Raw genomic sequence first — 22,932 nt, forward strand, 5'->3', positions numbered from 1 at the left:
CTGACATGAAGAAGGCTGAAACGCCGTTCCCTTTGGATCGCCGCACTCTTCTGGCCGCGGCCCCGCTCGGAATTCTCGCGGCGGCCTGTGCTCCGGCGGAGGAAGCCGGGGCCGCAGGGGAGGAAGCCGCTGCCGCGGCGGATCAGACCGCCCCGGCGGGTGACGATGCCGGTCTGACGGAGGCGGAGATCGCACACCGACAGACGGCCCGCGACTTCGTGAAGGCCCTCGAAACGAGTGACTGGGAGCGGTTCGCAAGCGTCATGGCCGATGACGCCCGGTTCATCACCCACGCGGCCGAAGGGCCCTGGGCGCGGTCGATGACCGAGGGTGGCGAGGTGATCCTCGAGAACATGAAGCAGTTGATGGGCGGCCTGACCGATCCCAACCTGATGATCACCAGGGAGCGGGTGCTCGGGAACCTCGTGATCCACGAGCGGGATGAGAGCTTCACGACCGAGAGCGGTCCCACGACCTCGAACATCACGGCCATGTACCTCGTCCACGACGGCAAGGTGCAGGTCTGGTTCGAGCTGGTGGGCGACCTGCCGGCCTAGCGCCGCCAGGCCTGTCTCCGACTAGCCGCGGGCCTGTAGGCGCCGCCCGTTCTCTACCGCTTCCCTCGCTTCGGGCAGGCGTCCCTTCCGGTTGAGGATGTCGGCGAGGACGAAGTAGCCGAACGGTCCGAAGCCGCCGTCCGGATCGCGGCGCAACCCCTCCCGGACCAGCAGTTCGGCGCGATCCAGGTCGTCGCCGCGATCCATGTGGAGCTTGGCCAGGTGGTAGTAGCCGAGAACGAACTCCGGGTTCGAGCGGATTGCCGCGCGCCACATCTCCAGTTGGTCCTCCGGCCGGCCGAGCCGGCCGAACAGGTGTCCGAGGTTGAACTGGGCGCGGAAGTGGTAGGGCGCGTGTTCGAGCGCCTGCTCGTAGGCCGCGACCGCTTGTTCCGGCCGGCCGGCCTCCTCGTGAGTCAGTGCGAGGTTGAACCAGGGCTGGCCGATCTCCGGGTTCTTGGCGATCGCTCTCTCGAAGTGAGCGGCCGATTCCCGGCTCCGCCCCAGGAGCGCCAGGAGTTCGCCGTGCTGATTGTGGATCCACGCGGGCGCCACTTCTTCTGCCGCTGCCGCCTCAACGACGCGCAGCGCCTCGGGAAGGCGGTCCAGGTCGGCGTAGATGTCGCTCATCGCGATCGCCGCGTTCGACTCGTAGGGCGCGAGTTCCACCAGCCGGTGAAAGCCCACGAGAGCCTCCTCGAGCCGGCCGAGCCGCCAGTAGCTCGTGGCGAGTCCGAGCAGGGAGGCCTGGTGTTCCGGGTTCAGGGCGAGTGCCTGCTGGTAGAGTTCCAGGGCCTGACGGTTGAGGTCCGCTGACACTGCTTCGTCTCCGCGCCGCGAGGCCTCGTCGGCGCGGCGACCGACGATGCCGCCCAGCATCTGATTCGCGTCGACGATGCTGGCGTCCAGTTCCAGGGCGGCACGCAGGTACTCCTCGGCCCCCTCCTCGTCGCCGCGTCCGATGAAGCTCTGCGCCTCCATGATCGCCCGGTGAACGGCGATTCGCTCCTTGGGGTCCGTTCGCTCGACTCCGTCGTCCTCGTCGACCCCACCGCTGGCACGGCCGGCCAGGTAGCCCAGGGCGCGCAGTTGGGCCAGCGTCTCGGTATCGAGGTCGGGGCGCCCGCCGGGCCGCTCACCCGATGACTTCAGGTCGCGGTAGTAGGCGAGCAGGCGGTCGCGCAGGGAGCGCGCCAGCTCCCGCTCCTGGAGCAGCACGTTGTTCTCTTCGTGGGCGTCCTCCCGCAGGAGGTAGAGCTCGGGGTTCGTCGTCTCGATGAACTTCTCGGACTCGGTCCGGATCGAGCGCAGGGGCGCCCAGTTGTAGTGGTAAAGGGAGTAGTACGACTCCGTGTAGACCTCGCGCGCCGATGCCGGTTCCCGTCCCAGGATCAGCGGCAGCAGGTCGACGCCCTGCGCCTCGGCCGGCACCTCCTGGCCGACGATCGAGAGGACGGTCGGCAGGATGTCGACGTGGCTGACGGCTTCGTCGACGACCCGCCCCTCGAACTCCCCGAAGGGCAGGCGCAGAACGAGGGGAACGTGGACGGTCGAGTCGTAGATGAAGTAGCCGTGGAAGCCTTCGCCGTGCTGGCCCAGGCCCTCGCCGTGGTCGGAGGTCAGGACGAACACCGAGTCGTCCATCACCCCTCGGCTCTCCAGGCCTTCGCGGAGCAGGCCGACGAGCGCGTCGGCGTAGGCCACCTCGGCATCATAGGGGCGGTCGGGATACTGCGACCGGTAGGGCTCGGGCGGCGTGTAGGGATCGTGCGGCTCGAACAGATGGACCCAGAGGAAGAACGGCTGGTCGCGGGGCTCGTCGAGCCAGGCCAGTGCATGCTCGATCGTGTCCGGCCCCTCGTGCTGTACGTGGCCGACGTTGACGGAGGGCTTGTTCGGGTCGAGCTGGAAGTCGTCGCGGTAGCGGTCGAAGCCGCGGCCGATTCCCCAGCGCGAGTCGAGGACGAAGGCGCTGACGAACCCCGCCGTGTCCCATCCGCCGCGGGAAAGCACCTCGGCGAGAGTGGGCAGCGTTTCGTCCAGCGAGTAGCCGACGTTCTCCCGGACGCCGTGGAACGGCGGGTAGGTGCCGGTCATGATCGAGCAGTGCGCCGGCAGCGTGAACGGCACCGCGGTGGCGGCGTTCGAGAAACGCACGCCTTCCCGGGCGAGCCGGTCCATGTGGGGGGTGGAAACCAGTTCCGAGCCGTAGCTGGAGAGCCGGTCGGCACGCAGCGTGTCGATCGTGACCAGGATGACGTTCAACCGGTCGGCGGCGACGTCGCCGGCGGTTTCTTCCCAGGTGGGTAGCGGTTCCCGTGCGACCTCAGGGACCGGTTCCGAAGCATCCCGGGGGGCGTCTCCAGGCGCGCAGCCGACCAGCACGGCCACGCAGATGGCAAGGAATCGTGAGCCGAGCGCCCAGTGAGATGAGCGTAAGCGCCGAAGCGTTCCTTTGGAAATGACCATCTGGCTGACCTGAGGATTCCATCGTACTAAGCTGCTGCAGTTCAGGCGTTACAGGCCCTCAGGGAAAGGAGCAGACTCGATGGAGATCGTTCAAGCAGCGGAGGAACATCTGGACCGCTACGCGGATCAGTTCACCAACCTGATCTGGGAAACCGGCCCCTCGTCCTACGGCTACCAGTTCGACGGCCGGGAGCTGTTCGACCTGATGGTCAAGGCCGCCTGGCGGGTGCCGGGCACGCTGTATTCGTACGACCGCACGACGATCGCGCTGGACGGCGACGAACTGCTGGGGCTCGAACTCGGTTACAACGGTCCCGAGTTCGCGCCGCGCAAGAAAGCGCTGGGCGGTCTTTGGGGTCCGATGATCGAGTCGGGCGAGGTCACGATGGACAGGCTGAACCTGCTCGCTGAGCGCGCCTACCAGTGCAAGTACCTGAACGCGGTGATCCCGTCGAGCGTCTACTACATCTGCGCTCTGGCCGTGGAGGAGCCGCTACGGGGGAAGGGCATCGGCAGGAAGCTCGTCGACCATGCGATCGAGCGGAGCAAGCGCGCCGGCATGCGAGGCCTCCATCTCGACGTCCTGTCGGACGCGGATGCCGTCGGCTTCTACCGATACCTGGGGATGCACTGCCTCGCCCAAGTCGTCGCGCCGATTCCGCACCAGCACGGCGTGCCGATGGAAATGCGGATGGCGCTGAACTTCAGCTAGGAGCTTTGCGGCGCCGGACTCTGGCGGTCACGGGCTGATCAGATCCTCCAGCTCCCGGACACCGCCGTCGAAGCGGTCGAAGGCTCGCTGCGCGCGAGCCCGGTCGGCCAGGTCGCCGCTGCGGTCGAGTTCCGCGGCGCTCTGCATCACGCGTCCGATCGCCTGGCGCGCCTGTCCCCGCTCGCGCGCGCTCAGCCCGTCCAGCCGGTCGAGCAGCGCTTCGGCCAGGTCCCTCGCGTCGAAGGCGGGCACGTAGAGCGTGAGCCACTCGCCGTTCTCGATCTGGCTGCGGACACGGTCCCGCTTCAGCGCCATCAGGGCGGTGATCGCGACCGGATACTCGGGGATCGTCATCGGCGGCCGCTCGTGGCTGTGCGGCCCGGCGCGGATCGCGCCGCCGCCGCGGGAGGCGCCGCCGGCCGGCTCGACCGTGGTCTCCTCGAAGTAGAAGTCGTAGCGCTGCTGTTCGCCGGCGAGCCAGACGTGGGCGAAGAACTCGGCGGGAAGTTCGCCGGGAATCTCCGAGATGAGGTAGTCGCTGCCGATCGCCGGCGCCATCGGGTAGCGGGTCTCATCCCAGTTCTCCGTCTCCTCGTTCCAGGCCTCGAACACGACGTCGCCGCCGAAGTTCCGCGGATCGACCGGCTGCTTGAAGTCGTCGTAGATGTAGAGGCGGAACTCGCCGTTGTTCGGCAGCGCTCCCTCCAGGTGGTGGTAGTTGTTCGCCGCCATGAAGAACTGACCGCCGTGGAGCGGGTTGTGGTCCATGTGGGCGGCGGCGTTCGGGTCGGCCGGATTGGCCGCGAGCCCCGGCACGCCACCTTCGCCGCCGGCCGGCAGGTCGGTGCCGCCGAGGCCGGCAGCCAGCATGCCGCCGCGGGACTGGGGCTCGTCGCGCGGCACGAAGATCTCCGGCAACACGAGGTGGTCGTCGAGCTCGTAGTCGACGTGGAGCGCGAAGGGCTGGACGAGGGGGTTCTTCGCCCTGCCGACATCGAACGATCCGATCAGCTCGACCCGGGTGCCGGGCGGGGCGTGGATCGCCTCCTCGAACAGGTAGCTGGCCGGAAACTCGGGGTCGTACTCGGGAACGTAGAGGACGGTCTGCGCGCGCTGGTCCGGGAAGTGGACGCGGACCTCCATCGCCTCGAGCCGGTCGCCGACGTGCGGGTGGAGCCCGATCAGACGGGCGCGTTCGGTCAGGGAGATGCTCACGGTCTGCGGCCGTGCGGCCCGGCGGCCCTTCAACGCGACCTCGCCGCCGGCCCGCGCGCTCTCCACCCAGAGCTCGACCTCGTCCTCGGTCCGGGCCAGGAACAGACCGAGACTCGAGCGGTCGCGGACTTCGATCCGCGAGTCGTCGTTCGGACGGCGCCGGTACTCGATGACGAGTTCGATCTTCGAGCCCGTTCTGAGCCGCTTGCCGGCGCCGTCCGGCAGCAGCACCGGGTCGTCGCCGCGGAGCCACTGGCCGAGGAACTGCGGGCCGGCAGTCGCGGTGCGCATCCGGGTCGGCTCGGGTTCGTCCTCGTCGCGGAACGGGTCGTACGGCACCTGGACCTCGACTTCGAGTTGCTCGGGCTCCGCGTCGTCGGGCTGGTGGACCCAGGCCGCCATCCGGTAGACGACGCCAGGGTTCTGCGGCCGGAACTCGTAGCCCGTGATCCAGGCGTCCTCCTCGAGCTCGACGGCGAGCACCTCGCGGTGCGAGGCGGTCTGCTCCCCGGACGCGACGACCGTCCCAGCCGAAGGCTCGAGCACCACGTCCGGGTAGCCGAGCACCCACTCCTCCTCCGTGAACTCCAGCGGCGGCGGCAAGTTGCGCCGGGGCCCCTGGGGTCCGCCGCCCTGCACCCAGGCGACGACGATGTCGATCTCCTGCTGGCTCATCCGTCGGGAGTTCCGGAAGTGGTCGTAGCGGGCGTCCGCGGTCCACGGCGGCATGCGGCCGGTCATCAGTTCTTCTTCGATCGCCACCGCCCAGGCGCGGGCGCCGGGCTTCGCGTCGTTGCCGTAGGTGGTCAGGTCGATGTAGTCCGGCGCCGAGCCCTTCGGGTTGTGGCAGGGCATGCAGTAGCGGCGGAGGATCGGCCGCACGTCGTTGGCGAAGTTGATGTCGGTCGTGATCCGCACGTGGGCGGGCGCCGGGTCGGTGGCGATCCCGGTCAGCGTCAGGGCGGCCAGCGCGACGGTGGCCGCGGCGGCGAGGCGCCGGCCGCGGCGCGTCGTTCCGCGGCGCCTCATCGTCCGTCCCCGGCGTAGAGCGTCAGGTCGCCCTCGTTGTCGGCGAGGAACAGCGGCCGGAAGTCGTAGCCGAGGCTCCGCAGGCGGTCGCCGCCGCCTTCCTGCCGGTCGACGACCGCGGACACCGCCGCGACTTCACAGCCTTCGGCCTCGACCGCTTCGATCGCGCGGATGATCGAGCCGGCGGACGTCACGACATCGTCGACCACGGCCACCCGGCGTCCCTTGACGATCAACTTGCGTCCGTCCGGGTGGTACGAGGCGTCGATTCGGGCGCTGGTGCCGTGGCCCTTCGCCTTGTTGCGGACGAGGAAGCCGAAGAGCGGAGTGCCGTCGAGGTCGCTGGCCACCGAGGCCGCCGTCGCCAGGTAGGCGCCGCCCACTTCGGGTCCGCCCACGGCGTCGACGCCGAAGGACCGGAGCTGCTCGCAGAGGGCTTCGCCGATCAGCCGCGAGCCCCGCGGCGACAGCACCGTCGCCTTCGTGTCGCAGTAGTAGTGCGAGCGCGCGCCGGAGGTCAGGACGAAGTCTCCCTTGGCGATGCTCCGCTCCTGGAGCAAGGCCTGCAGTTCGTGCAATCGCGGGTCGTTCTTTGGGTCCGGCACGGCCGGAGAGGGTATCAACGAGCTGCAGGGATAGGCTCTCGCGCGTGGTGGATCGAGGCACTTCAGGCGCTCCCGCTCGTATCGGGGTCGTCACCGTGTCGGACCGCGCGTCGCGCGGGGTCTACGAGGACCGCGGCGGTCCCGCGATCCGCGACTATCTCGCGGAGGTTCTGACTTCGCCCTGGGAGCCTTGTGCGCGGGTTGTCGAGGACGAGGTGGACCAGATCGCGGCGTCGCTCCGCGCACTCTGTGACGACGAAGGGTGCTGCCTGGTCGTGACCACCGGCGGCACCGGACCGGCTGCGCGCGACGTGACCCCGGAGGCGACTTTGGCCGTGTGCGAGAAGGAGATGCCGGGCTTCGGCGAGCTGATGCGGCAGGTGTCGCTCCTGGCGGTGCCGACGGCGATCCTCTCGCGGCAGACGGCCGGTATTCGCGGGTCGTCGCTCATCGTCAACCTGCCGGGGCAGCCGAAGGCGATCGGCGAGTGCCTGGACGCCGTGTTCCCGGCGATCCCGTACTGCGTCGACCTGATCGGCGGGCCGTACCTGACGACGAAGGAGGAGCGGATCAAGGCGTTCCGGCCGAAGTCGGCGAAGAAGCCGGCGGGCTGAGAAGGATCGACATGGAGAAGCAAGGCATCTGGCCGGTGCTCTGGACGACTCTGACCGTGCTGCTCTTCGCGCTGACCGCGGCCTGCGGAGCGCCCGGCGGAGGCGGCGAGGAGGCGACGGTCTACCGGGACACCTGGGGCGTCCCCCACATCTACGCCGAGTCCGCCGAGGCCGGGCTCTACGCCTCCGGCTGGGCGATGGCCGAGGACCGGCTGTCGCAACTGCTTGAGAACTACCTCTTCGGCCTCGGCGAGTACGCCGCCGCCTTCGGACCCGGCAACAACGACGCCTGGGTGCGGTCCGATCTCGAGTCGCGGATGTGGGACCACTACGGCACGGCGAAGCGCCACTACGAGGCGAAGCTGAACCCGGAACTCCGACGGCACCTGGCCGCGTTCATCGCGGGCATCAACGACTACCTCGACGCGCATCCCGACGACGTGCCGGACTGGTGGGGCGACCGCCCGGTCGACGTCTACATGCCGGTGGCCTTCAGCCGCCAGTTCATCTGGAGCTGGCCTGCGGGGCAGGCGCGCTCCGACCTGCGGGCGGTCGGCATCGACTCGAGCTTCGACGTCGATTTGCGGGCCTCCAACGAGATCGCGCTGGCGCCCGACCAGACGACCTTCGGCGCCGCGGCGCTGATCATCGACCCGCACCTTTCCTGGCTCGGCCGGCACCGCTACTGGGAACTGCGGCTCCACGCCGGCGACATCCACATCAGCGGCTTCGCCACCTCCGGCTTCCCCTATGTGAACCTGGGCCACAACGAGCGCGTCGCCTGGGCCCACACGACCGGCGGCCCGGACACGGCCGACGTCTACGAACTGACTCTCGATCCGGACGATCCGGGCCGCTACCTCTACGACGGCGAGTGGCGGCAGATGACGAGCCGGACGGTCAAGGTCGCCGTGGCGGGCGAGGCAGCGCCGCGCGAGGCAACGTTCTGGTACTCCCACCACGGCCCGATCGTCGCCCGCCGCGGCGACCGCGCCTACGCCGCGGCCCTCGCCTACGAAGAGGAGATCGGCTACCTCGAGTCCAAGTACTGGTTCATGGTCGCCGAGGACTACAAGGGCGCTGCCGCGGCACTGGACGTGCGCCAGATCATGCCGCAGAACGTGATGATCGCGGACACCGGCGGCAACATCTACTACCAGCGCACCGGCCGGGTGCCGATCCGGCCGGACGGCCACGACTGGAGCCGTCCCGTCGACGGCTCGACCTCCGAGACCGAGTGGCTCGGCATCCACCCCGCGTCCGAGCTGATGTCCCTGCTCAACCCCGAGCGCGGCTACATGCAGAACAACAACATCGGCCCGGACACGATGCTCGTCGGGTCGCCGCTCGTGCCGGAGCGCTATCCGGCCTACCTCTACAACCAGCCCGCCCTCTACACCCACCAGCGGGGCGCCGTCGCGGTCGCGCTGCTCGAGGCGAAACGGGAGGCCGGCGAAAAGTGGAGCGAGGAGGAGATCGTCGAGCTGGCGCTCAACCGGTCGGTCTACCAGTTCGAGCGCTGGGTCGAGGAGCTGAGACGTGCGCAGCCCGCGGTTTCGGGCCGGCGCACGCCGAAGCATGGGGTCGTGATGAGCCCGATCCTGCGGTGGGACGGCGTCGTCGAGCCCGACTCTCGGGGCGCGCTCACCTACTTCCGGTGGCGCGAGGCGCTCCGCGGCCTGGCCGGCGATGAACGAATGAACGAGATGACATCGAGGGTCAACGACTACCTGGAGCTGTTCCGCGAGGCGCCGGAACCACCCGGCCTGCGGGACGAAGACCTGCCGTTGCTGGTTGAGGCGGTCGACATCGCGGCGGAGGCCTACCTGTCAGGCCCGGGCGGTCAGCGTCCGGTCTTTGGCGACGTCTTTAGGGTCGGCCGCCAGGACTCGAACGACGAAGTCTCCTGGCCGGTCGGCGGCGGCTCGCTCGGCGAAGCGGGAATGGCGACCATGCGCTCCGTCGGATTCAGCCCGCCACGCGCCGACGGCCGGCGCTGGGGCAACCGCGGCCAGACCTCGACCCAGGTCGTCATCCTCAGCAACCCGATCCGCAGCTATACCCAGCCCCCGATCGGCCAGAGCGACCGCCCCGACTCGCCGCACTACCGCGATCAGGCCGAGAAGCTGTTCTCGGTCGGCGCGATGAAGCCGAGCTGGTTCGCCCGAGAAGAACTGCTCACCGACGGCGGCAAGAATGTTGTTTCCGAAGAGCGGCTGGTCTACCGGCCGGAGGAGTAGGAGCCTCGATGCGTCATCGTCAAAGGGCCTGGTGCACAGCCGCGGTCGCTGTCGCCGCGATGGTGACCCCGGCAGCCGCGTCGGCCCAGTCAGGCCACAACCTGGAGCGTCCAGAACACTGGAAGGTCCGGTACGACGGCTCCGACGAAGCGGCCGAGAGGAACTTCGTTGTCATGCGCCCCGGCTGGCACGTCTACGCCGGCTCCGGCAGCCTGCTCTGGGATCCCGGCCGCTTCGCCTCAGGCAACTATGCCGTCAAGAGCACGATCTACCTGTTCCCGAAAGGCGACCCCGACCGGTCCGGGTCAACCCGCGTCGACACGCCCTTCGGTCTCTTCCTCGGCGGCCGCGACCTCGAAGGGGACAAGCCAACCTACGTCTCGTTCCAGATCGACAACGCCGGCCGGTTCCGCGTAGCCCGACACACCGGCGACGAGATCCAGGAACTCGCGCCCTGGACAGCTCACGACGGCGTATCCGTCCTCGACGACTCGGCCACCTCGCCCGCGGAGAACGTCCTGGAAGTGGACGTCCGAGGCGAACAGACGATCTTCTACATCGGCGGCGAGGCCGTCGCCGACTTTCCGTCCGACGAACTCGATTACAACGGCCTGATCGGCCTAAGTGCCGGCGAAGGCCTCAGCCTCCACATCACCGAGATCGCGATCGGCCCGAATCGGCGAGACGAATAGCCCGACCAAGTCCAGCCAGTTCGGACGTCTGCGGGGGAGGCTCCCAGCGGACTCGAAGCGAGCGACGCCCGGCGCCCTTGCATCAAACGACGACCTACCGGAGCGAGCGGAGTGGAGTGAGCGCCGGCCTCTCATTCTCTTTTGAGCGCGCACCCATGTGGCGCGTTTCTGCGCCGCATGCGTCGCAGTCCGTGCGTCCGCTGGCGGACGCACGGATGCCACGGCCGCTGGGACCATCCCCCGGACTCCCGGACTGGCGGGTGCTACTCGCCGCTACTCGCCGCCGGTGCTGGACGCCTTGCCGGCGCGCCAGTCGTCTTCGAGGATGCGCGCGCCGCGTAGCGTGCCGCCCATCGAGTAGTTGCCCTCGTGGCAGGCGTACTCGTAGACCCGTTCTGCATCACGCTTCCAGATGTACTCGCCGGACCAGGGGGCTTCCCAGGTGGCCGGATCGTTCATCGTGAAGTGATAGAGGATGTTGCCGTCCGGCTGGAGCGTCAGGCGCTCGGTGACGTGGAGGTCCTTGGTCGCGCCGCGCAGGAAGCCGTCGGGCCGGAAGTGGACCGAGTCGATGACCAGGGTGTCGCCTTCCCACCAGCCGACCGAATCGCCCAGCCACCGCCGCTCCTCGGGGCTCGGGTGCTCGTCGTTCAGGCGGATGATCCGGGCGTCGTGGACCATCTCGATCAGGATCATGATGTGGTCCTCGGTCTGGACCACCCGCTTGTAGTTGTTGTAGCCGCTCGGGAAGGTCGGCGTGGCGCCGGTGAAGCCGAGGATGCAGCGCTCGCTGATCGGCAGCGACTCGGGGCCGTCGTAGGGGCCGGCGATGTCGAGTTCGAGCCACCATGCGGTGCCGGTGTTCGGACGCCGTAGCTTGGCGCGCTCGGCGAATCTCGCCTTCGCTGCCTCCGTCGTTTCCGGCATGCGGCCGTTCGGCGGGTCGATGATGATCGAGGTCCGGAACTTGCCGTCCACCGCGAACGTGTCCGTGCCGCGGTCGAGCCAGAAGCTGTTGTAGCCGCCGACGTTGCCAGCGGCCCCGGGTGAGCCGTCTCCGCCTTCCGGCGGCGCCTCGCGGTTCGGATCGGAGACCTGGTGGCGTTCGGCGCGCCCCTTGGCCGCGTCGACGGCGATCTTCTCGGCCTCTTCCGGCGTCAGGTACAGGTTCTCGCCGTACTCCTCCGGCCGCTGGAGCGGCGTCAGCGTGGCGGCGTCATAGGTGCCGGTCAGATCGGGCTTGCCGTTGGCCGCCCGCTTGATCTCGCCTTCGGCTGCCAGGGCGGGCGTGGCGAGCAACAGCGCGAGGATGGCGGCCATCGCCGCCGAGAACTGGACTCTCATTCTGCGTCCTCCTGTTTCGACTGGAAGCCGAAAGTGTAGCGGAGGATGCGGGATTCAGTCCCCGCTGCCGCCGCCGGTACTCCCGGCCTTCGCGGCCGCCGCGTCAGCCTCGAGGACCCGCGCGCCGCGCAGGGTGTTGCCCATCGCGTAGTTGCCCTCGTGGCAGGCGTACTCGTAAACGAGCTCCGGGCGGTTTCTCCAGATGTACTCGCCGGACCAGGGCGTCTCCCAGGTGGCGGGGTCGTCCATCGTGAACCGGTAGAGGATGTCGCCGTTCGGCTGCAGGGTCAGACGTTCCGTGACGTGAAGCTCTTGCGTCGATCCGCGCAGGAACGTCCTGGGGTGGAAGTTGACCGAGTCGATGACGAGGGTGTCTCCCTCCCACCAGCCAACCGAGTCGCCGAGCCACTTGCGCTCTTCGGGGCTGGGGTGCTCGTCGTTCAGGCGGATGATCCTGGCGTCGTGGTTCATCTCGATCAGGATCATGACGTGGTCTTCGGTCTGCACCACGCGTTTGTAGTTGTTGTAGGCGCTCGGAAGCGTCGGCGTGGCGCCGGTGAAGCCGACGATGCAGCGTTCGGTGATCGGCAGCGACTCGGGGCCGTCGTAGGGGCCGGGGCCGTCGATGTCGAGCCACCAGGCGGAGCCGTCGTTCGGCTTGCGGAGCTTGTCGCGTGCGGCCCTTCTCGCTTGGGCCGCGGGGGTCGTCTCCGGCATGCGGCCGTTCGGTGGGTCGACGATGATCGACGTGCGGAACTTGCCGTCCACCGAGAACGCTTCGGTGCCGATGTCCAGCCAGAAGAAGTTGTAGCCGCCGACGTTGCCGGCGCCGCCGCCTGAGCCGTCGCCGCCGGCCGGCGGAGGCTCGCGGTCCGGGTCGCTGACCTGGTGGCGGTCGGCCCGGCGCTTGGCCGCGTCGGTCTCGATCTTCTCGGCCTCTTCCCTGCTCAGGAACAGGTTGTCACCGTACTTCTCGGGCCGCTGCAGCGGAGTCAGCGTGGCCGCGTCGTAGTTGCCGTGCAGGTCGGGCCGGCCGTTGGGCATGCGCTTGATGTCGTCCTGGGCTCCGGCCACGGGCGCCGTGATCAGCAGCAGGGCGATGGCGGTCAGGGCCGCGAGGATTCTCATTCTCTGTCCTCCAGGGTTCCTCAGTCGCCGCTGCCGGCGCCGGTGCTAGCGGCCTTGGCGGCCAGCGCGTCGGCTTCGAGCACGCGGGCGCCGCGCAGCGTGCCGCCCATCGAGTAGTTCCCTTCGTGGCAGGCGTACTCGTAGACGTCCACGGGGCTGCGCTTCCAGATGTACTCGCCGGACCAGGGGACGTCCCAGGTGGCCGGATCGTCGATCGTGAACCGGTAGAGGATGTTGCCGTCCGGCTGCAGCGTGAGCCGTTCCGTGACGTGGGACTCCTGGGTGGCGCCGCGCAGGACGGCCTTCGGGTGGAAGTTCCGCGAGTCGATGACGAGCGTGTCGCCTTCCCACCAGCCAACCGAGTGGCCGAGCCACTTCCGCTCCTCGGGGCTGGGGTGCTCGGCGTTCAGGCGCACGATCCGGGCGTCATGGACCATCTCGATGAGGATCATGATGTGGTCCTCGGTCTGCACGACGCGCTTGAAGTTGTTGTAGAGGCTCGGGAAGGTCGGCGTGGCGCCGGTGAAGCCGACGATGCATCGCTCCGTGACCGGAAGCGTCTCCGGGCCGTCGTACGGGCCGTGGCCCTCGATGTCGAGCCACCAGGCGGAGCCGTCGTTCGGCCGGCGCAGCCGGCGACGCTCGGCGGACCTCGCCTTGCCGGCCTCGGTCATCTCCGGCATGCGGCCGTTGGGCGGATCGAAGATGATCGAGGTGCGGAACTTGCCGTCGACCGCGAATGCCTCCGTCCCGGTCTCGACCCAGAACCGGTTGTAGCCGCCCACGTTGCCGGCGCCGCCCGAGGTCCCGTCGCCGCCTACTGGCGGGGGCTTGCGGTTCGGATCAGAGACCTGGTGCCGGTCGGCGGCGTACTGGGCCGCATCCGCCTCGATCTTCGCCGCGTCCTCGGGGCTCAGGAAGAGGTTCTCGCCGTACTTCTCGGGCCGCTGAAGCGGCGTCAGGGTGCCGGCGTCGAAGGTGCCGGTCAGGTCGGGTTTGCCGTTGGCGGCGCGCTTGACGTCGCCCTGGGCGGTCAGCGCAGGGGCCGCGATCAGCAGCGCGAGGATGGCGATCAGCGCCGCGGGGACTCGGACTCTCATGTTGGGTCCTCCGGATGAGGGTGGGGTAGGCGGAGTGTAGCGGAGCAGGAGCCTCGCAGTGACTGACGGTCCATCACAGGATGATGCTCACGGCACCGTGCCAGGAGAGGTCTTCCATATCCAGCACCGCGCGCCGGTAGGCGATTCTGAGATCCTCGCCATCTCTCCTCAGGATGTACTCGACGCTGCCGACGTAAGGCGCTCCTTCGCCGCTCCGGAACCGGTAGACCAGAATGTTCGCGGAGACCGACAGTTGTCTGTCGTCGGTTTCTTCAACCCGCACGTTGGAAACAAACCGGCGGGTCCGCGACCGCGGATTCTCGCGGTGGGAATGGCGGCTGTTCAATCGCGCCACCCGAGCGCGTAAGCGCATGATGTCGTCGTCGATGAACACCAGGTCGCGCCCGGGATCCCCTTCCGGCAGATCCGTGGAGGGAACCATGTACCGAGCGTCGTGCGTGAACAGATCGACCCATTCATCCAGCCTCCAGTCATCCAGAAGTGCCGCTTCCCTGAACAGGAACTCCTCCACCATTCCTCGCAGCGCGGGGGTGCTGGTGGCGGTCATCGCGCGCCGGCCCGGTGCCCAGGGTCGTCAGCTTCCGAATCAGCCGTTGCGGCCTGCGATTCCGTGGGCTGCCCGTCCTGTACGTTGGTCGTACTCCGGCCCAGCATGTTCGCGTGCCACTGTCGCCAGAATCCCCGCATCTGGAGTTCATCCGACGTTCCGGGGCTGGACTTCAGCATGCCCCTTGAGATGTCGGACCACTCGTTCTCGGTAGCGCGGAAACCGGTCTGACACGACTCCAGGGCTTCGACGTCATCGGGTGTGGCGAAGCCACCCGGTCCGAGAAAGGTCAGGTAACTGTCGAGTCGGGTGGCCAGCGCCGCACCTGATTCCTCCCTGGGCACGAGATGCCAGGCTGTGACGTCCATTCTGTCCGGTGCGACGGGTTCGATGTAGCGGATGCTGATCGCCACGAAGTCCATGATCAGCAGGTTCGGATAGATGAGGAGATTCCGCGAGGTGTCGGCCATCCGGAATGCGCGTTCCTCTCCGTACTTCCGTACCAGCCGGCGCCGTGCTCGCGCTATCCGCTTCTTTGCCGCTTCGCCGAACACCGGGTGCCAGCGGGCGATGGGACGGCCGTTCCGGGAGATGTTCTCGGACACGCAGTGACCGTTGCCCAAAGCCCGCCCGGCGCCGGGCGGGCGGGCCGCCAGGGTGTCTCCGCTGTCGTCCGTCCCAAGACCAGCCATGTAGTCCACGTAGGTCCGATGGGTAGGGATCAGGTGGTATCCATCGAGGCTGTTCTCGGCCAGCAGCTTCCAGTTGGCCTTGATGGCGTACTTGTTGGAACCGGGAACCACCCGCATCCCTTCCTGGGTCTGGTCGACGACCAGGTCCAGATAGTCCCTGGCTCCCGCCAGGTAGGTGCTGAGTTCTTCGACATGCGGGTTGAAGCTCACAAAGAAAAAGCCCCGGTAGCTGTCGACTCGTGCCGGCTCCTTCAATCCGAATTCGTCTGGGTCGAAGTTGGGACCGTAGGCGTCCCTGCCGGGGACGCCGATCAACTCGCCCTCGGTGTTGAAAGACCAGGCGTGGTAGAAGCACCGCAGGATCTTGGCGTTTCCCGCGTCGCGGCGGCAGATCATGGCACCTCGGTGCGGGCAGGAGTTGAGGAACACGCGTACCTGACCGTCCTTGCCGCGCACAAAGAACAGCGGGCGACCGGCTACCGTGCGGCGACGGTAGTCCCCGGGGCGCTCCACTTCCGATTCGTGTCCCAGGTAGATCCAGCACCGCTCGAAGATCAGTTCCCGCTCCCGCTGGAACAGATCCCGGGAAGCCATGCACGACCGATGGACCCTGAAGACTCCGCGCTTCCGGTCGTCGATGACCAAGTCACGGATGTCCATTGGCTCGGCCGCGTTCTTCATGTTGGTCCTCTGGATGACGGTGGGATGGGCGGAGGGCAGCGGAGTCAGGAGCCTTCGATTCGTCGCCGCGGCAACGGCCGTTCCGGCACGTCCTCCAGGAGACCGCCGTGGCCGAGCGACGTGATGTCGCGGCGCGTCAGCCGGTCGCCGACGAGCAGGCGGGGCAGCACCAGGTCGACGATGTTCCGCTTCGGGCTGCGGGCGCAGCCGGGGGCGCCGAGGACCGGAGTGTCGCCGAGTTCGGCGAGCAGCAGCAGGTTGCCGGGGTCGACCGGGGCGCCGTAGCAGATGACCGAGCCGCCGGCGGTTTCGATGGCGCTCGGAGCGAGGTCGTGGCGGTCCTGGATCGCCGTTTCGCCGGCCAGGATCAGGAGGTCGACGTCCGGGGCGAGTTCGGCCGCCGCGGCCGCGAGCTCCTCGGTCTCCTGCTCCCGGTCGATCGGCACGAAGCGCACGTGGGTGAGTTCGGCAGCGAGGCTGTCGAGCCGCTGTCGGAAGGCCTTCTCGAAGCCGGCGACCAGCCGTTCGCGGCCGGCGGAGCGGCCGGCTGCGACGGTCCCGGAGACGATCAGCCCCGCGGTGCTCGGCGGCAACGGGTCGAGCCGGATCACGGGGCTCGTGGCCACGCTCTCGGCGGCGGCAACCGTCCCCTCGGGCAGGGCGTAGGGGAGGATCTTCGTCGTCCCGACCATCTTGCCCTCCCTCGCGACGCTGTGGTTGGGCAGGGTGGCGAGGGTGACGCCGTCGCAGTCGTTGATGCGGTCGAGAGCCGCACCGTCGACGCGGAGCACGCCGAGGGTCTGCGCGTGCAGATTGACCCGGCCGGTCGTCGGTCCCCGCAGGTCGAGACCCTTTCCGGCAACTGCTTCACTGACCCGGCTGGCGGCGTCGTTCTCGTCGACGTCACCGGGTTCCAGCCGTGCCGCGAAGACCCGGTCGCGGCCGAGTCCGGCCAGCAGCACCAGTTCCTCGTCGCCGAGCGCGCGGCCCTTCCGCAGCACGCGGCGACCGTCGTTGTCGTAGACGTTGTGGCCGAGGATTGCGCCGTGGGCTTCGGTGAGCGGCGTCGCGTCGAACTTCATCGCTGGCGTGAAACTACACCGCGACCACCGAGTACGCCGGCCGTCCCGGCGCGACGATAAACTGCACCGCCCATGGCCTCCGACAACTACGGCCGCATCGACGGCTGGCGCGACGAGTTGACCGAATGGCGGCGTGACTTTCACCGCCATCCGGAACTCGCCTTCGAGGAGGAGCGGACGGCGCAGATCGTGACGGAACGGCTGCGGTCGTTCGGCATCGAAGAGGTCCATCACGGCATCGCAAAGACCGGAGTCGTCGCCACGATCCGTGCCGGCAGCTCGGATCGCGCCGTGGCGCTGCGGGCCGACATGGACGCGCTGCCGATCCATGAGCAGAACCAGTTCGGGCACTGCTCGACCTCGCCCGGAAAGATGCATGCCTGCGGGCACGACGGTCACACCGCGATGCTGCTGGGCGCCGCCCGCTACCTCGCGGAGACCCGGAGCTTCGACGGCACGGTCCAGCTCATCTTCCAGCCGGCGGAAGAGAAGGACGGGGGCGCCGGAGTCATGGTGCGGGAAGGGCTGTTCGAGCGTTTCCCGGCCGACAAGGTCTTCGGCCTGCACAACTTTCCGGGCGTGCCGACGGGCGCCTTCGCGACGAACAGTGGTCCCTTCATGGCCGCGATCGACCAGTTCGAGATCGAGATCCGGGGCCGCGGCACGCATGGCGCGTGGCCGCACAGCGGCATCGACCCGATCGTCGCCGCGTCCCAGGTCGTGCTGGGACTCCAGACGCTGGTGTCCCGCAACGTCGATCCCCGGCGGCGGGCCGTGGTGTCCGTGACGATGAGCCATGCCGGCGAGGCCTTCAACGTGATTCCCGAGACCGCGTACCTCGCCGGCGGCGTGCGTTCCTTCCTGCGCGAAGTGCAGGACACGCTCGAACTGGGGCTGGAGCGGGTCGTCCACGGCGTCTGCGCCGCCCACGGCGCCTCGGCCAAGGTGGACTACGAGCGCTACTACCCGGCGACGGTCAACGCGCCGCGCGAGACGGAGGAGATGACGGCCGCGGCGCGCAGCATGGGCTGGCGGGTCGACACGGAGATGGAGCCGCTGATGGGCTCCGACGACTTCGCGTTCCTGGCCGAGGAGCGGCCGGGCTCGTTCATGATGATCGGCAACGGCGACAGCGAGATGCTGCACACGCCGCGCTACGACTTCAACGACGAGCTGCTGACGATCGGCGCCAAGTACTGGGCGCGGCTGGCCGAGAGTCAACTTTCCTAGCGGCGCGCGGAAACAAAGCCGGCAGCCGGGGCGTATTCCTTGTTGAAGGCGGGCGGCGGCCGGCAGTCAGTTCGGCCCCCCGGGTCAGTTCGGTTCCCGTTCAACGGGTACTCCCTCCAAGAGTGACGAGCATTCCCTCGAAGTACGCCGACCGCCGCCTGCCGTGCCCCACAACGGCCCCACTGACGACTAGCGGATTCCAACCGATGAACATGAGTTCGATTAACCATACGAAGGCTCCCCTGGCGGCGTCTGCGTCTTTCCTTCTTCTTGCCTGCGTCCTGCCGCTCCTGGCGGGTTGCGCCGTGGGCAGCGGCATGGCGGGCGAACCGCCCGCCGCCGGCGATGCGACCCTGGCCGCCGACGATGCGATTCCCGTCGCGGCGCTGCCCCTCTTCCGCGGCCGGATCGAGTCCGTGCTCCGGTTCTCGACCAACCTCGAAGCCGAGAACGTCGTCGACGTGCTGGCCGAGGCCGAGCGGCACGTGACGAACCTCCTCGTCGAGGAGGGCGATACCGTTCGCGCCGGCCAGACCATGCTGCTGCTCGAGGACGAGGCGCAGCGCACGGCGCTCAGGCGGGTCGAGAGCCAGCTCGAACGCTCCCGCCTGGAGTACGAGCGCCAGAGGCGTCTCTTCGAGCAGGACCTGATCAGCGAGCAGGCCTACAACCAGGCGCGCTACGACATGGAGCAGCTCGAGCTCGCGCTCGAGGACGCCGAGCGGGAACTGGGCTACGCGACGGTCCAGGCGCCGATCTCCGGCGTCGTCACCGAGCGGCTCGTCAACGTGGGCGACCACGTCGAGACCCACGCCAGGCTGTTCCAGATCGTCGACTTCGACTCGATCGTCGCCCGGGTGTTCGTGCCCGAGCGGCAGTTGGCGGGCCTGTTCGTCGGCCAGCCGGCTCGCGTGCTGGCCCAGTCGCTCACGGGTTCGCGCGAGGCGGCGATCGAGCGCATCTCGCCCGTGGTCGATCCCCAGAGCGGCACGGTCAAGGTGACGCTCGGCATCCCGGCCAACCAGGGCCTGCTGCCTGGCATGTACGTCGAGGTCGACCTGGTGGCCGCCGCTTTGGAGGACACGTTGCTGGCGCCGAAGCGGGCGCTGGTCTATGACCAGGAGCAGGTCTTCGTGTTCCGGGTCGCGCAGGACGACGACGGTCCACGCGCCGAGCGGCTGCTGGTCCGGGTGCTCATCGAGAGCGAGGACGTCGTCCACCTGGAAGGCGACCTGACGGACGGCGAGCGTCTGATCGTGGCCGGGCAGGCGGGACTGAAGGACGGCGCCCGGATCCGTCTGCTCGACCCGACGGAAGCCCTCGGCTCGGTGGCGGACCTGGGTGCGGCCTCGGCCCCGTCCTACCAGCCCGCGAGCTGACCGCTAACACGCAGAGAGACGGGAGCGCCGCATGAAGGCTGCGAAGTCGTTCCTTACCCATCGCCCGGTCGCGGTGTCGATGGTCTTCCTGGCGGCGGTCGTGTTCGGCCTGCTGTCCTACCAGGGACTGCCGGTGACCCTGATGCCCGAGCTGTCCTACCCGACGCTCACGGTGCGCACCGAGTATCCGGGCGCGGCGCCGGAAGAGGTCGAGAACGACGTCTCGAGACGTATCGAAGAGCAGCTCGGGGTGGTCGGCGGCCTGCGCCGGATGAGCAGCATCAGCCGCGCCGGCGTTTCCGACGTCGTGCTCGAGTTCGCCTGGGACACGCCGATGTCCGACGCGGTGCAGGAGACGCTGGAGAAGCTCGATCTCGTCCTCCTGCCCGACTCGGCGGAGCGTCCGCTCATCCTGCGCTTCGACCCGGGTCTCGACCCGGTCCTCGAGCTCTCCCTGTCGGGCGAGGACGAGCGCTTCGAGGGCGAGGAGGGCCTGCGCCGCCTGCGCCGGCTGGCGGAACTCCAGGTCAAGCGGGCGCTCGAGCCGATCGACGGCGTCGCCGCGGTTCGGGTCCGCGGCGGCCTGGAAGAAGAGATTCACGTGCTCCTCGACGCTCAGGCGCTGCAGCGCTCGAGGCTGTCCGTCCAGCAGGTGATCGACCGCCTCGGGCAGGAGAACATCAACGTCGCCGGCGGCACGCTCAAGGAGGGGCGCACCGAGTACATGGTGCGCACGGTCAACGAATACGTGAACCTGGACCAGATCCGGGCCACGGTCGTGGCCAGCGTGGAGGGGCGCGAGGTCCGTATCGGCGATCTGGCCGAAGTCCGCAGATCGCACCGGGACCGCGAGATCCTGACTCGCACCGACGGCGCCGAGAGCGTCCAGCTCGACGTCTACAAGGAGGCGGACGCGAACATGGTCGCACTGGCCGACCGCGTGCGGGCGCGGGTCGGCGAGCTGGACCTCGAACTGGAACGGGCCAGGGCGCGCGGCGAGACGGTGGAGCAACCCCGGAACCTGCTGCAACGGCTGACGGGCGGGGGCGGCGGCAGCGGCCGGCGTGGTCCCTCGCTTGGCGGTGCGACCCTCTCGGCCGATCTCTACCGTTCGGAGGGAGCCGTGCTGACGGTCGTCTCCGACCGCTCCGAGTTCATCGAGGGCAGCATCGCCGAGGTTCGCAACACGGCGATCCTGGGCGGCATCCTGGCCGTCATCGTCCTCTACCTGTTCCTGCGCAACCTGGTCACGACGCTGTTCGTCGCCGTGTCCATCCCCATTTCGCTGCTGATCACCTTCGCGCCGCTCTCGGCCGCCTCTGTGTCGCTCAACATCATGTCCCTGGGCGGCCTGGCTCTAGGCATCGGCATGCTCGTCGACTCCTCGATCGTCGTGCTGGAGTCCATCTTCCGGTGCCGGGAGGAGGGGGACGACCTGGTCGCGTCGGCGATCCGCGGCGCGAAGGAGGTCCGTTCGGCGGTGATCGCCTCGATCCTGACCTCGATCGCCGTCTTCCTGCCGATGGTGTTCGTCGAGGGAATCGCCGGCCAGGCGTTCGGCGACCTGGGCCTTGCCGTCGTCATCTCGCTGCTGGCGTCAATGGCCGTTGCCCTGGCCTTCATCCCGATGCTCGCCAGCCGCCGCGGCTGGACGCTGCCGGAGCGTGGTGGCACAGCCTCCCGGTTGCGACGCTACGCGGCGTGGGAGGCGTTCCGGCGGGATGCGGCGGCGCTTCTTGATTGGGCGCGATCGCGGAGTCCTCTGATCGGCTGGCCCGGTCTGGCGCTCGCGATCCTGTTCGTCAGCGTCAGGCTGGTCGTCGGCAGCGTGCTCGAACTCATCGCCAAGGCGATTCTGCTGCTGCTGGCCGGGCTGGCGTTCCTGGTCGTGCGCCTGGTCGGGCCGGTCCTGGTCAAGGCGTTCACCTGGCTGAGCCGGGGGCCGCTGGTCGTCGTGCGGCGCCTGCTCGACTGGCTCAGCGGCGTCTATCCGACCCTCCTCGATCGCTCCCTGCGGTTCCCCGTCGCGGTCGTGGCGGTGGTGGCGGTCACCCTGTGGAGTTCCTGGTGGCTTCTGGGCCGCCTCGACAGCGAGCTGCTCCCCGAGGTGCGCCAGGGCGAGTTCACGATCGAGGTTTCGCTGCCGGTGGGCACGCCCCTGGCCGAGACCGAGCGCACGCTGGCCGCGGTCGAGAGCGCGATCCTCGAGGAGGAGCGCCACATCGAGCGGCTGCTCGTGACCTACGGCTACGACGTGACGAACACCCAGCGTTCCGACGAGGGCGAGCACAGCGCGCGCTTCAAGGTGTTGCTCGGACCGGTTCAGGCGGGGGTGGAGGACGAGATCGTGGAGCGGTTGCGGCGGCGCTTCGAGTCGGTTCCGGATGCTTCCTCGCGCGTCTCGCGGCCGGTCCTGTTCAGTTTCAAGACGCCGATCGAGGTCGAGGTCCACGGTGAGGATCTCGACCGCCTCCAGGAGTACGGCGACCGCGTGCGCGACCTGATGGCGGCGATGCCCGAGCTCGCCGACGTCGAAACGACGTTGAAGCGCGGCGCGCCCGAAGTGCAGATCGTCTACGACCGGGCGATCCTCAACCGCTACGAGCTCCAGACCTCGGTCGTCGCCCAGATGGTGCGCAACCAGATCGAGGGCTTCGAGGCGACCCTCTACAACCTGAGGGACCGGCGGATTCCGATCGTGGTCCGCCTGGCCGAGGAGGACCGCCGCTCGACCGACCAGTTGAACGGCCTGGTCGTGAACCCGGGCGGCGAGCGCCCGATTCCGCTCCACGCGGTCGCCGACGTCGCCGTGGGCGAAGGGCCGTCCGAGGTGCGAAGGATCGACGGCAAGCGGGTGGCCGTCGTCGAGGCCAACCTGGGCGCCGCTTCGCTGGGGCATGCGGTGGAGCGGATCGAGGAGGTTCTGGCCAACGGAATCGAGTGGCCGGCGGACATGGGCTTTCTGGTCGGCGGCCAGAGCCAGGAGTGGCAGCGCTCGAGCGCCAGTCTCTGGCTGGCCCTCGGGCTGTCCGTGTTCCTGGTCTACGTGATCATGGCGGCCCAGTTCGAGTCCCTGCTGCATCCCCTGGTCATCATGTTCTCGATTCCGCTGGCGTTCTTCGGCACCCTGGCCACCCTCTACGTGATGGACGTCAACCTCTCTATCGTCGTTTTCCTCGGCATGATCATGCTCGCCGGGATCGTGGTGAACAACGCGATCGTCCTCGTCGACTACATCAACCGGCTGCGCGCGCGCGGCCTGCCCCGCCGCCGGGCGATCGTCGGCGCCGGCCTGGTGCGGCTGCGGCCGATTCTGATGACCACGGCGACGACCACGCTCGGCCTGCTGCCGATGGCGCTCGGCCTCGGCCAGGGCGCCGAGATCCGTACGCCCATGGCGCTGGCCGTGATCGGCGGCCTGGTCGCCTCGACGGTGCTGACCCTGATCGTCGTGCCGACGATCTACGAGATCTTCGAGCGGCTGCGAGAGGCGCTGTCGTTTTCGCGTACTCGCGTCGCCCGCCCGGCGCCCGCCCCGGCCGAAGCCGCCGGGCCGGCCGGAGCGGTGGCGCCCCAGGTGAGTCGCCCATGATCC

Annotated in this window: 17 protein-coding genes; 8 read left to right on the forward strand and 9 right to left on the reverse strand. The window is 68.7% G+C overall.

Features of this window, described 5'->3' with window-relative positions:
- Nucleotides 1–5: 5 nt before the first annotated feature.
- Complete coding sequence (locus OXI49_04275) at nt 6–557, forward strand: nuclear transport factor 2 family protein (protein MDE2689706.1); 552 nt, start codon at nt 6–8, stop codon at nt 555–557.
- 21 nt (nt 558–578) lie between these two features.
- Here OXI49_04275 and OXI49_04280 read toward each other — a convergent pair whose 3' ends face one another.
- Nucleotides 579–2,942, reverse strand: coding sequence for a sulfatase-like hydrolase/transferase (locus OXI49_04280; GenBank protein ID MDE2689707.1), 2,364 nt, complete (start codon nt 2,940–2,942; stop codon nt 579–581).
- 163 nt (nt 2,943–3,105) lie between these two features.
- On the opposite strand from OXI49_04280, the gene OXI49_04285 reads away from it, so the two are divergent.
- A complete protein-coding gene (locus OXI49_04285; protein ID MDE2689708.1) occupies nt 3,106–3,738 on the forward strand; it encodes a GNAT family N-acetyltransferase in 633 nt (210 codons plus the stop codon).
- 27 nt (nt 3,739–3,765) lie between these two features.
- Here the strand turns inward: OXI49_04285 and OXI49_04290 are convergent, their stop codons facing one another.
- Nucleotides 3,766–5,982 carry a hypothetical protein gene (locus tag OXI49_04290; protein ID MDE2689709.1) on the reverse strand — a complete coding sequence of 739 codons (2,217 nt, stop codon included), beginning with the start codon at nt 5,980–5,982 and terminating at the stop codon, nt 3,766–3,768.
- Complete coding sequence (gene pyrE / locus OXI49_04295; GenBank protein ID MDE2689710.1) at nt 5,979–6,587, reverse strand: orotate phosphoribosyltransferase; 609 nt, start codon at nt 6,585–6,587, stop codon at nt 5,979–5,981. The genes OXI49_04290 and pyrE overlap by 4 nt, the downstream gene beginning before the upstream one ends.
- 44 nt (nt 6,588–6,631) lie before the next feature.
- On the opposite strand from pyrE, the gene mog reads away from it, so the two are divergent.
- From mog to OXI49_04310, 3 genes are read left to right on the forward strand one after another with little or no spacing between them, the layout of a single operon-like run.
- Nucleotides 6,632–7,201: a molybdopterin adenylyltransferase gene (mog, locus tag OXI49_04300; GenBank protein MDE2689711.1), complete on the forward strand. Its 570-nt coding sequence runs from the start codon at nt 6,632–6,634 to the stop codon at nt 7,199–7,201.
- A gap of 11 nt (nt 7,202–7,212) precedes the next feature.
- Nucleotides 7,213–9,441, forward strand: a complete 2,229-nt coding sequence (locus OXI49_04305) for a penicillin acylase family protein (GenBank protein MDE2689712.1) — start codon at nt 7,213–7,215, stop codon at nt 9,439–9,441.
- 8 nt (nt 9,442–9,449) lie between these two features.
- Entirely contained in the window at nt 9,450–10,133 is a 684-nt protein-coding gene (locus tag OXI49_04310; GenBank protein MDE2689713.1) for a hypothetical protein, read from the forward strand.
- Nucleotides 10,134–10,406: 273 nt separating this feature from the next.
- Here OXI49_04310 and OXI49_04315 read toward each other — a convergent pair whose 3' ends face one another.
- The 6 genes from OXI49_04315 to OXI49_04340 all read right to left on the reverse strand — a co-directional run bounded on the left by OXI49_04315 (nt 10,407) and on the right by OXI49_04340 (nt 16,728).
- Entirely contained in the window at nt 10,407–11,477 is a 1,071-nt protein-coding gene (locus OXI49_04315) for a hypothetical protein (protein ID MDE2689714.1), read from the reverse strand.
- Nucleotides 11,478–11,531: 54 nt separating this feature from the next.
- Nucleotides 11,532–12,605 (reverse strand): hypothetical protein, encoded by a 1,074-nt coding sequence (locus OXI49_04320; protein MDE2689715.1) that lies wholly within the window; start codon nt 12,603–12,605, stop codon nt 11,532–11,534.
- Nucleotides 12,606–12,625: 20 nt separating this feature from the next.
- Nucleotides 12,626–13,705: a hypothetical protein gene (locus OXI49_04325; protein MDE2689716.1), complete on the reverse strand. Its 1,080-nt coding sequence runs from the start codon at nt 13,703–13,705 to the stop codon at nt 12,626–12,628.
- Nucleotides 13,706–13,778: 73 nt separating this feature from the next.
- Entirely contained in the window at nt 13,779–14,273 is a 495-nt protein-coding gene (locus OXI49_04330) for an aromatic-ring-hydroxylating dioxygenase subunit beta (GenBank protein MDE2689717.1), read from the reverse strand.
- On the reverse strand, nt 14,270–15,646 hold the full coding sequence (locus OXI49_04335; protein MDE2689718.1) for an aromatic ring-hydroxylating dioxygenase subunit alpha: 1,377 nt from the start codon (nt 15,644–15,646) through the stop codon (nt 14,270–14,272). Before OXI49_04335 ends, OXI49_04330 begins: the two co-directional genes overlap by 4 nt.
- 44 nt (nt 15,647–15,690) lie before the next feature.
- Nucleotides 15,691–16,728: a molybdopterin-binding protein gene (locus OXI49_04340; GenBank protein ID MDE2689719.1), complete on the reverse strand. Its 1,038-nt coding sequence runs from the start codon at nt 16,726–16,728 to the stop codon at nt 15,691–15,693.
- 72 nt (nt 16,729–16,800) lie between these two features.
- Here OXI49_04340 and OXI49_04345 point away from each other — a divergent pair, with 72 nt between their 5' ends.
- The 3 genes from OXI49_04345 (at nt 16,801) to OXI49_04355 (ending at nt 22,929) form a co-directional block, all read left to right on the forward strand.
- Nucleotides 16,801–17,958, forward strand: coding sequence for a M20 family metallopeptidase (locus tag OXI49_04345; GenBank protein ID MDE2689720.1), 1,158 nt, complete (start codon nt 16,801–16,803; stop codon nt 17,956–17,958).
- 206 nt (nt 17,959–18,164) lie between these two features.
- Entirely contained in the window at nt 18,165–19,337 is a 1,173-nt protein-coding gene (locus tag OXI49_04350) for an efflux RND transporter periplasmic adaptor subunit (GenBank protein ID MDE2689721.1), read from the forward strand.
- 31 nt (nt 19,338–19,368) lie between these two features.
- Nucleotides 19,369–22,929, forward strand: a complete 3,561-nt coding sequence (locus OXI49_04355; GenBank protein MDE2689722.1) for an efflux RND transporter permease subunit — start codon at nt 19,369–19,371, stop codon at nt 22,927–22,929.
- The last annotated feature ends 3 nt before the right edge of the window (nt 22,930–22,932 follow it).

The organism is Acidobacteriota bacterium, from assembly GCA_028875725.1.
GTDB lineage: Bacteria > Acidobacteriota > Thermoanaerobaculia > Multivoradales > Multivoraceae > Multivorans.

Bases quoted from the DNA above. Each gene is read 5' to 3' on its own strand.
- OXI49_04355 (MDE2689722.1), top strand. From the start codon at position 19,369: ATGAAGGCTGCGAAGTCGTTCCTTACCCATCGCCCGGTCGCGGTGTCG.
- OXI49_04345 (MDE2689720.1), top strand. From the start codon at position 16,801: ATGGCCTCCGACAACTACGGCCGCATCGACGGCTGGCGCGACGAGTTG.
- OXI49_04340 (MDE2689719.1), bottom strand. From the start codon at position 16,728: ATGAAGTTCGACGCGACGCCGCTCACCGAAGCCCACGGCGCAATCCTC.
- OXI49_04305 (MDE2689712.1), top strand. From the start codon at position 7,213: ATGGAGAAGCAAGGCATCTGGCCGGTGCTCTGGACGACTCTGACCGTG.
- OXI49_04330 (MDE2689717.1), bottom strand. From the start codon at position 14,273: ATGACCGCCACCAGCACCCCCGCGCTGCGAGGAATGGTGGAGGAGTTC.
- OXI49_04315 (MDE2689714.1), bottom strand. From the start codon at position 11,477: ATGAGAGTCCAGTTCTCGGCGGCGATGGCCGCCATCCTCGCGCTGTTG.
- OXI49_04325 (MDE2689716.1), bottom strand. From the start codon at position 13,705: ATGAGAGTCCGAGTCCCCGCGGCGCTGATCGCCATCCTCGCGCTGCTG.
- OXI49_04285 (MDE2689708.1), top strand. From the start codon at position 3,106: ATGGAGATCGTTCAAGCAGCGGAGGAACATCTGGACCGCTACGCGGAT.
- OXI49_04290 (MDE2689709.1), bottom strand. From the start codon at position 5,982: ATGAGGCGCCGCGGAACGACGCGCCGCGGCCGGCGCCTCGCCGCCGCG.
- OXI49_04350 (MDE2689721.1), top strand. From the start codon at position 18,165: ATGAACATGAGTTCGATTAACCATACGAAGGCTCCCCTGGCGGCGTCT.
- OXI49_04275 (MDE2689706.1), top strand. From the start codon at position 6: ATGAAGAAGGCTGAAACGCCGTTCCCTTTGGATCGCCGCACTCTTCTG.
- OXI49_04310 (MDE2689713.1), top strand. From the start codon at position 9,450: ATGCGTCATCGTCAAAGGGCCTGGTGCACAGCCGCGGTCGCTGTCGCC.
- OXI49_04335 (MDE2689718.1), bottom strand. From the start codon at position 15,646: ATGAAGAACGCGGCCGAGCCAATGGACATCCGTGACTTGGTCATCGAC.
- OXI49_04320 (MDE2689715.1), bottom strand. From the start codon at position 12,605: ATGAGAATCCTCGCGGCCCTGACCGCCATCGCCCTGCTGCTGATCACG.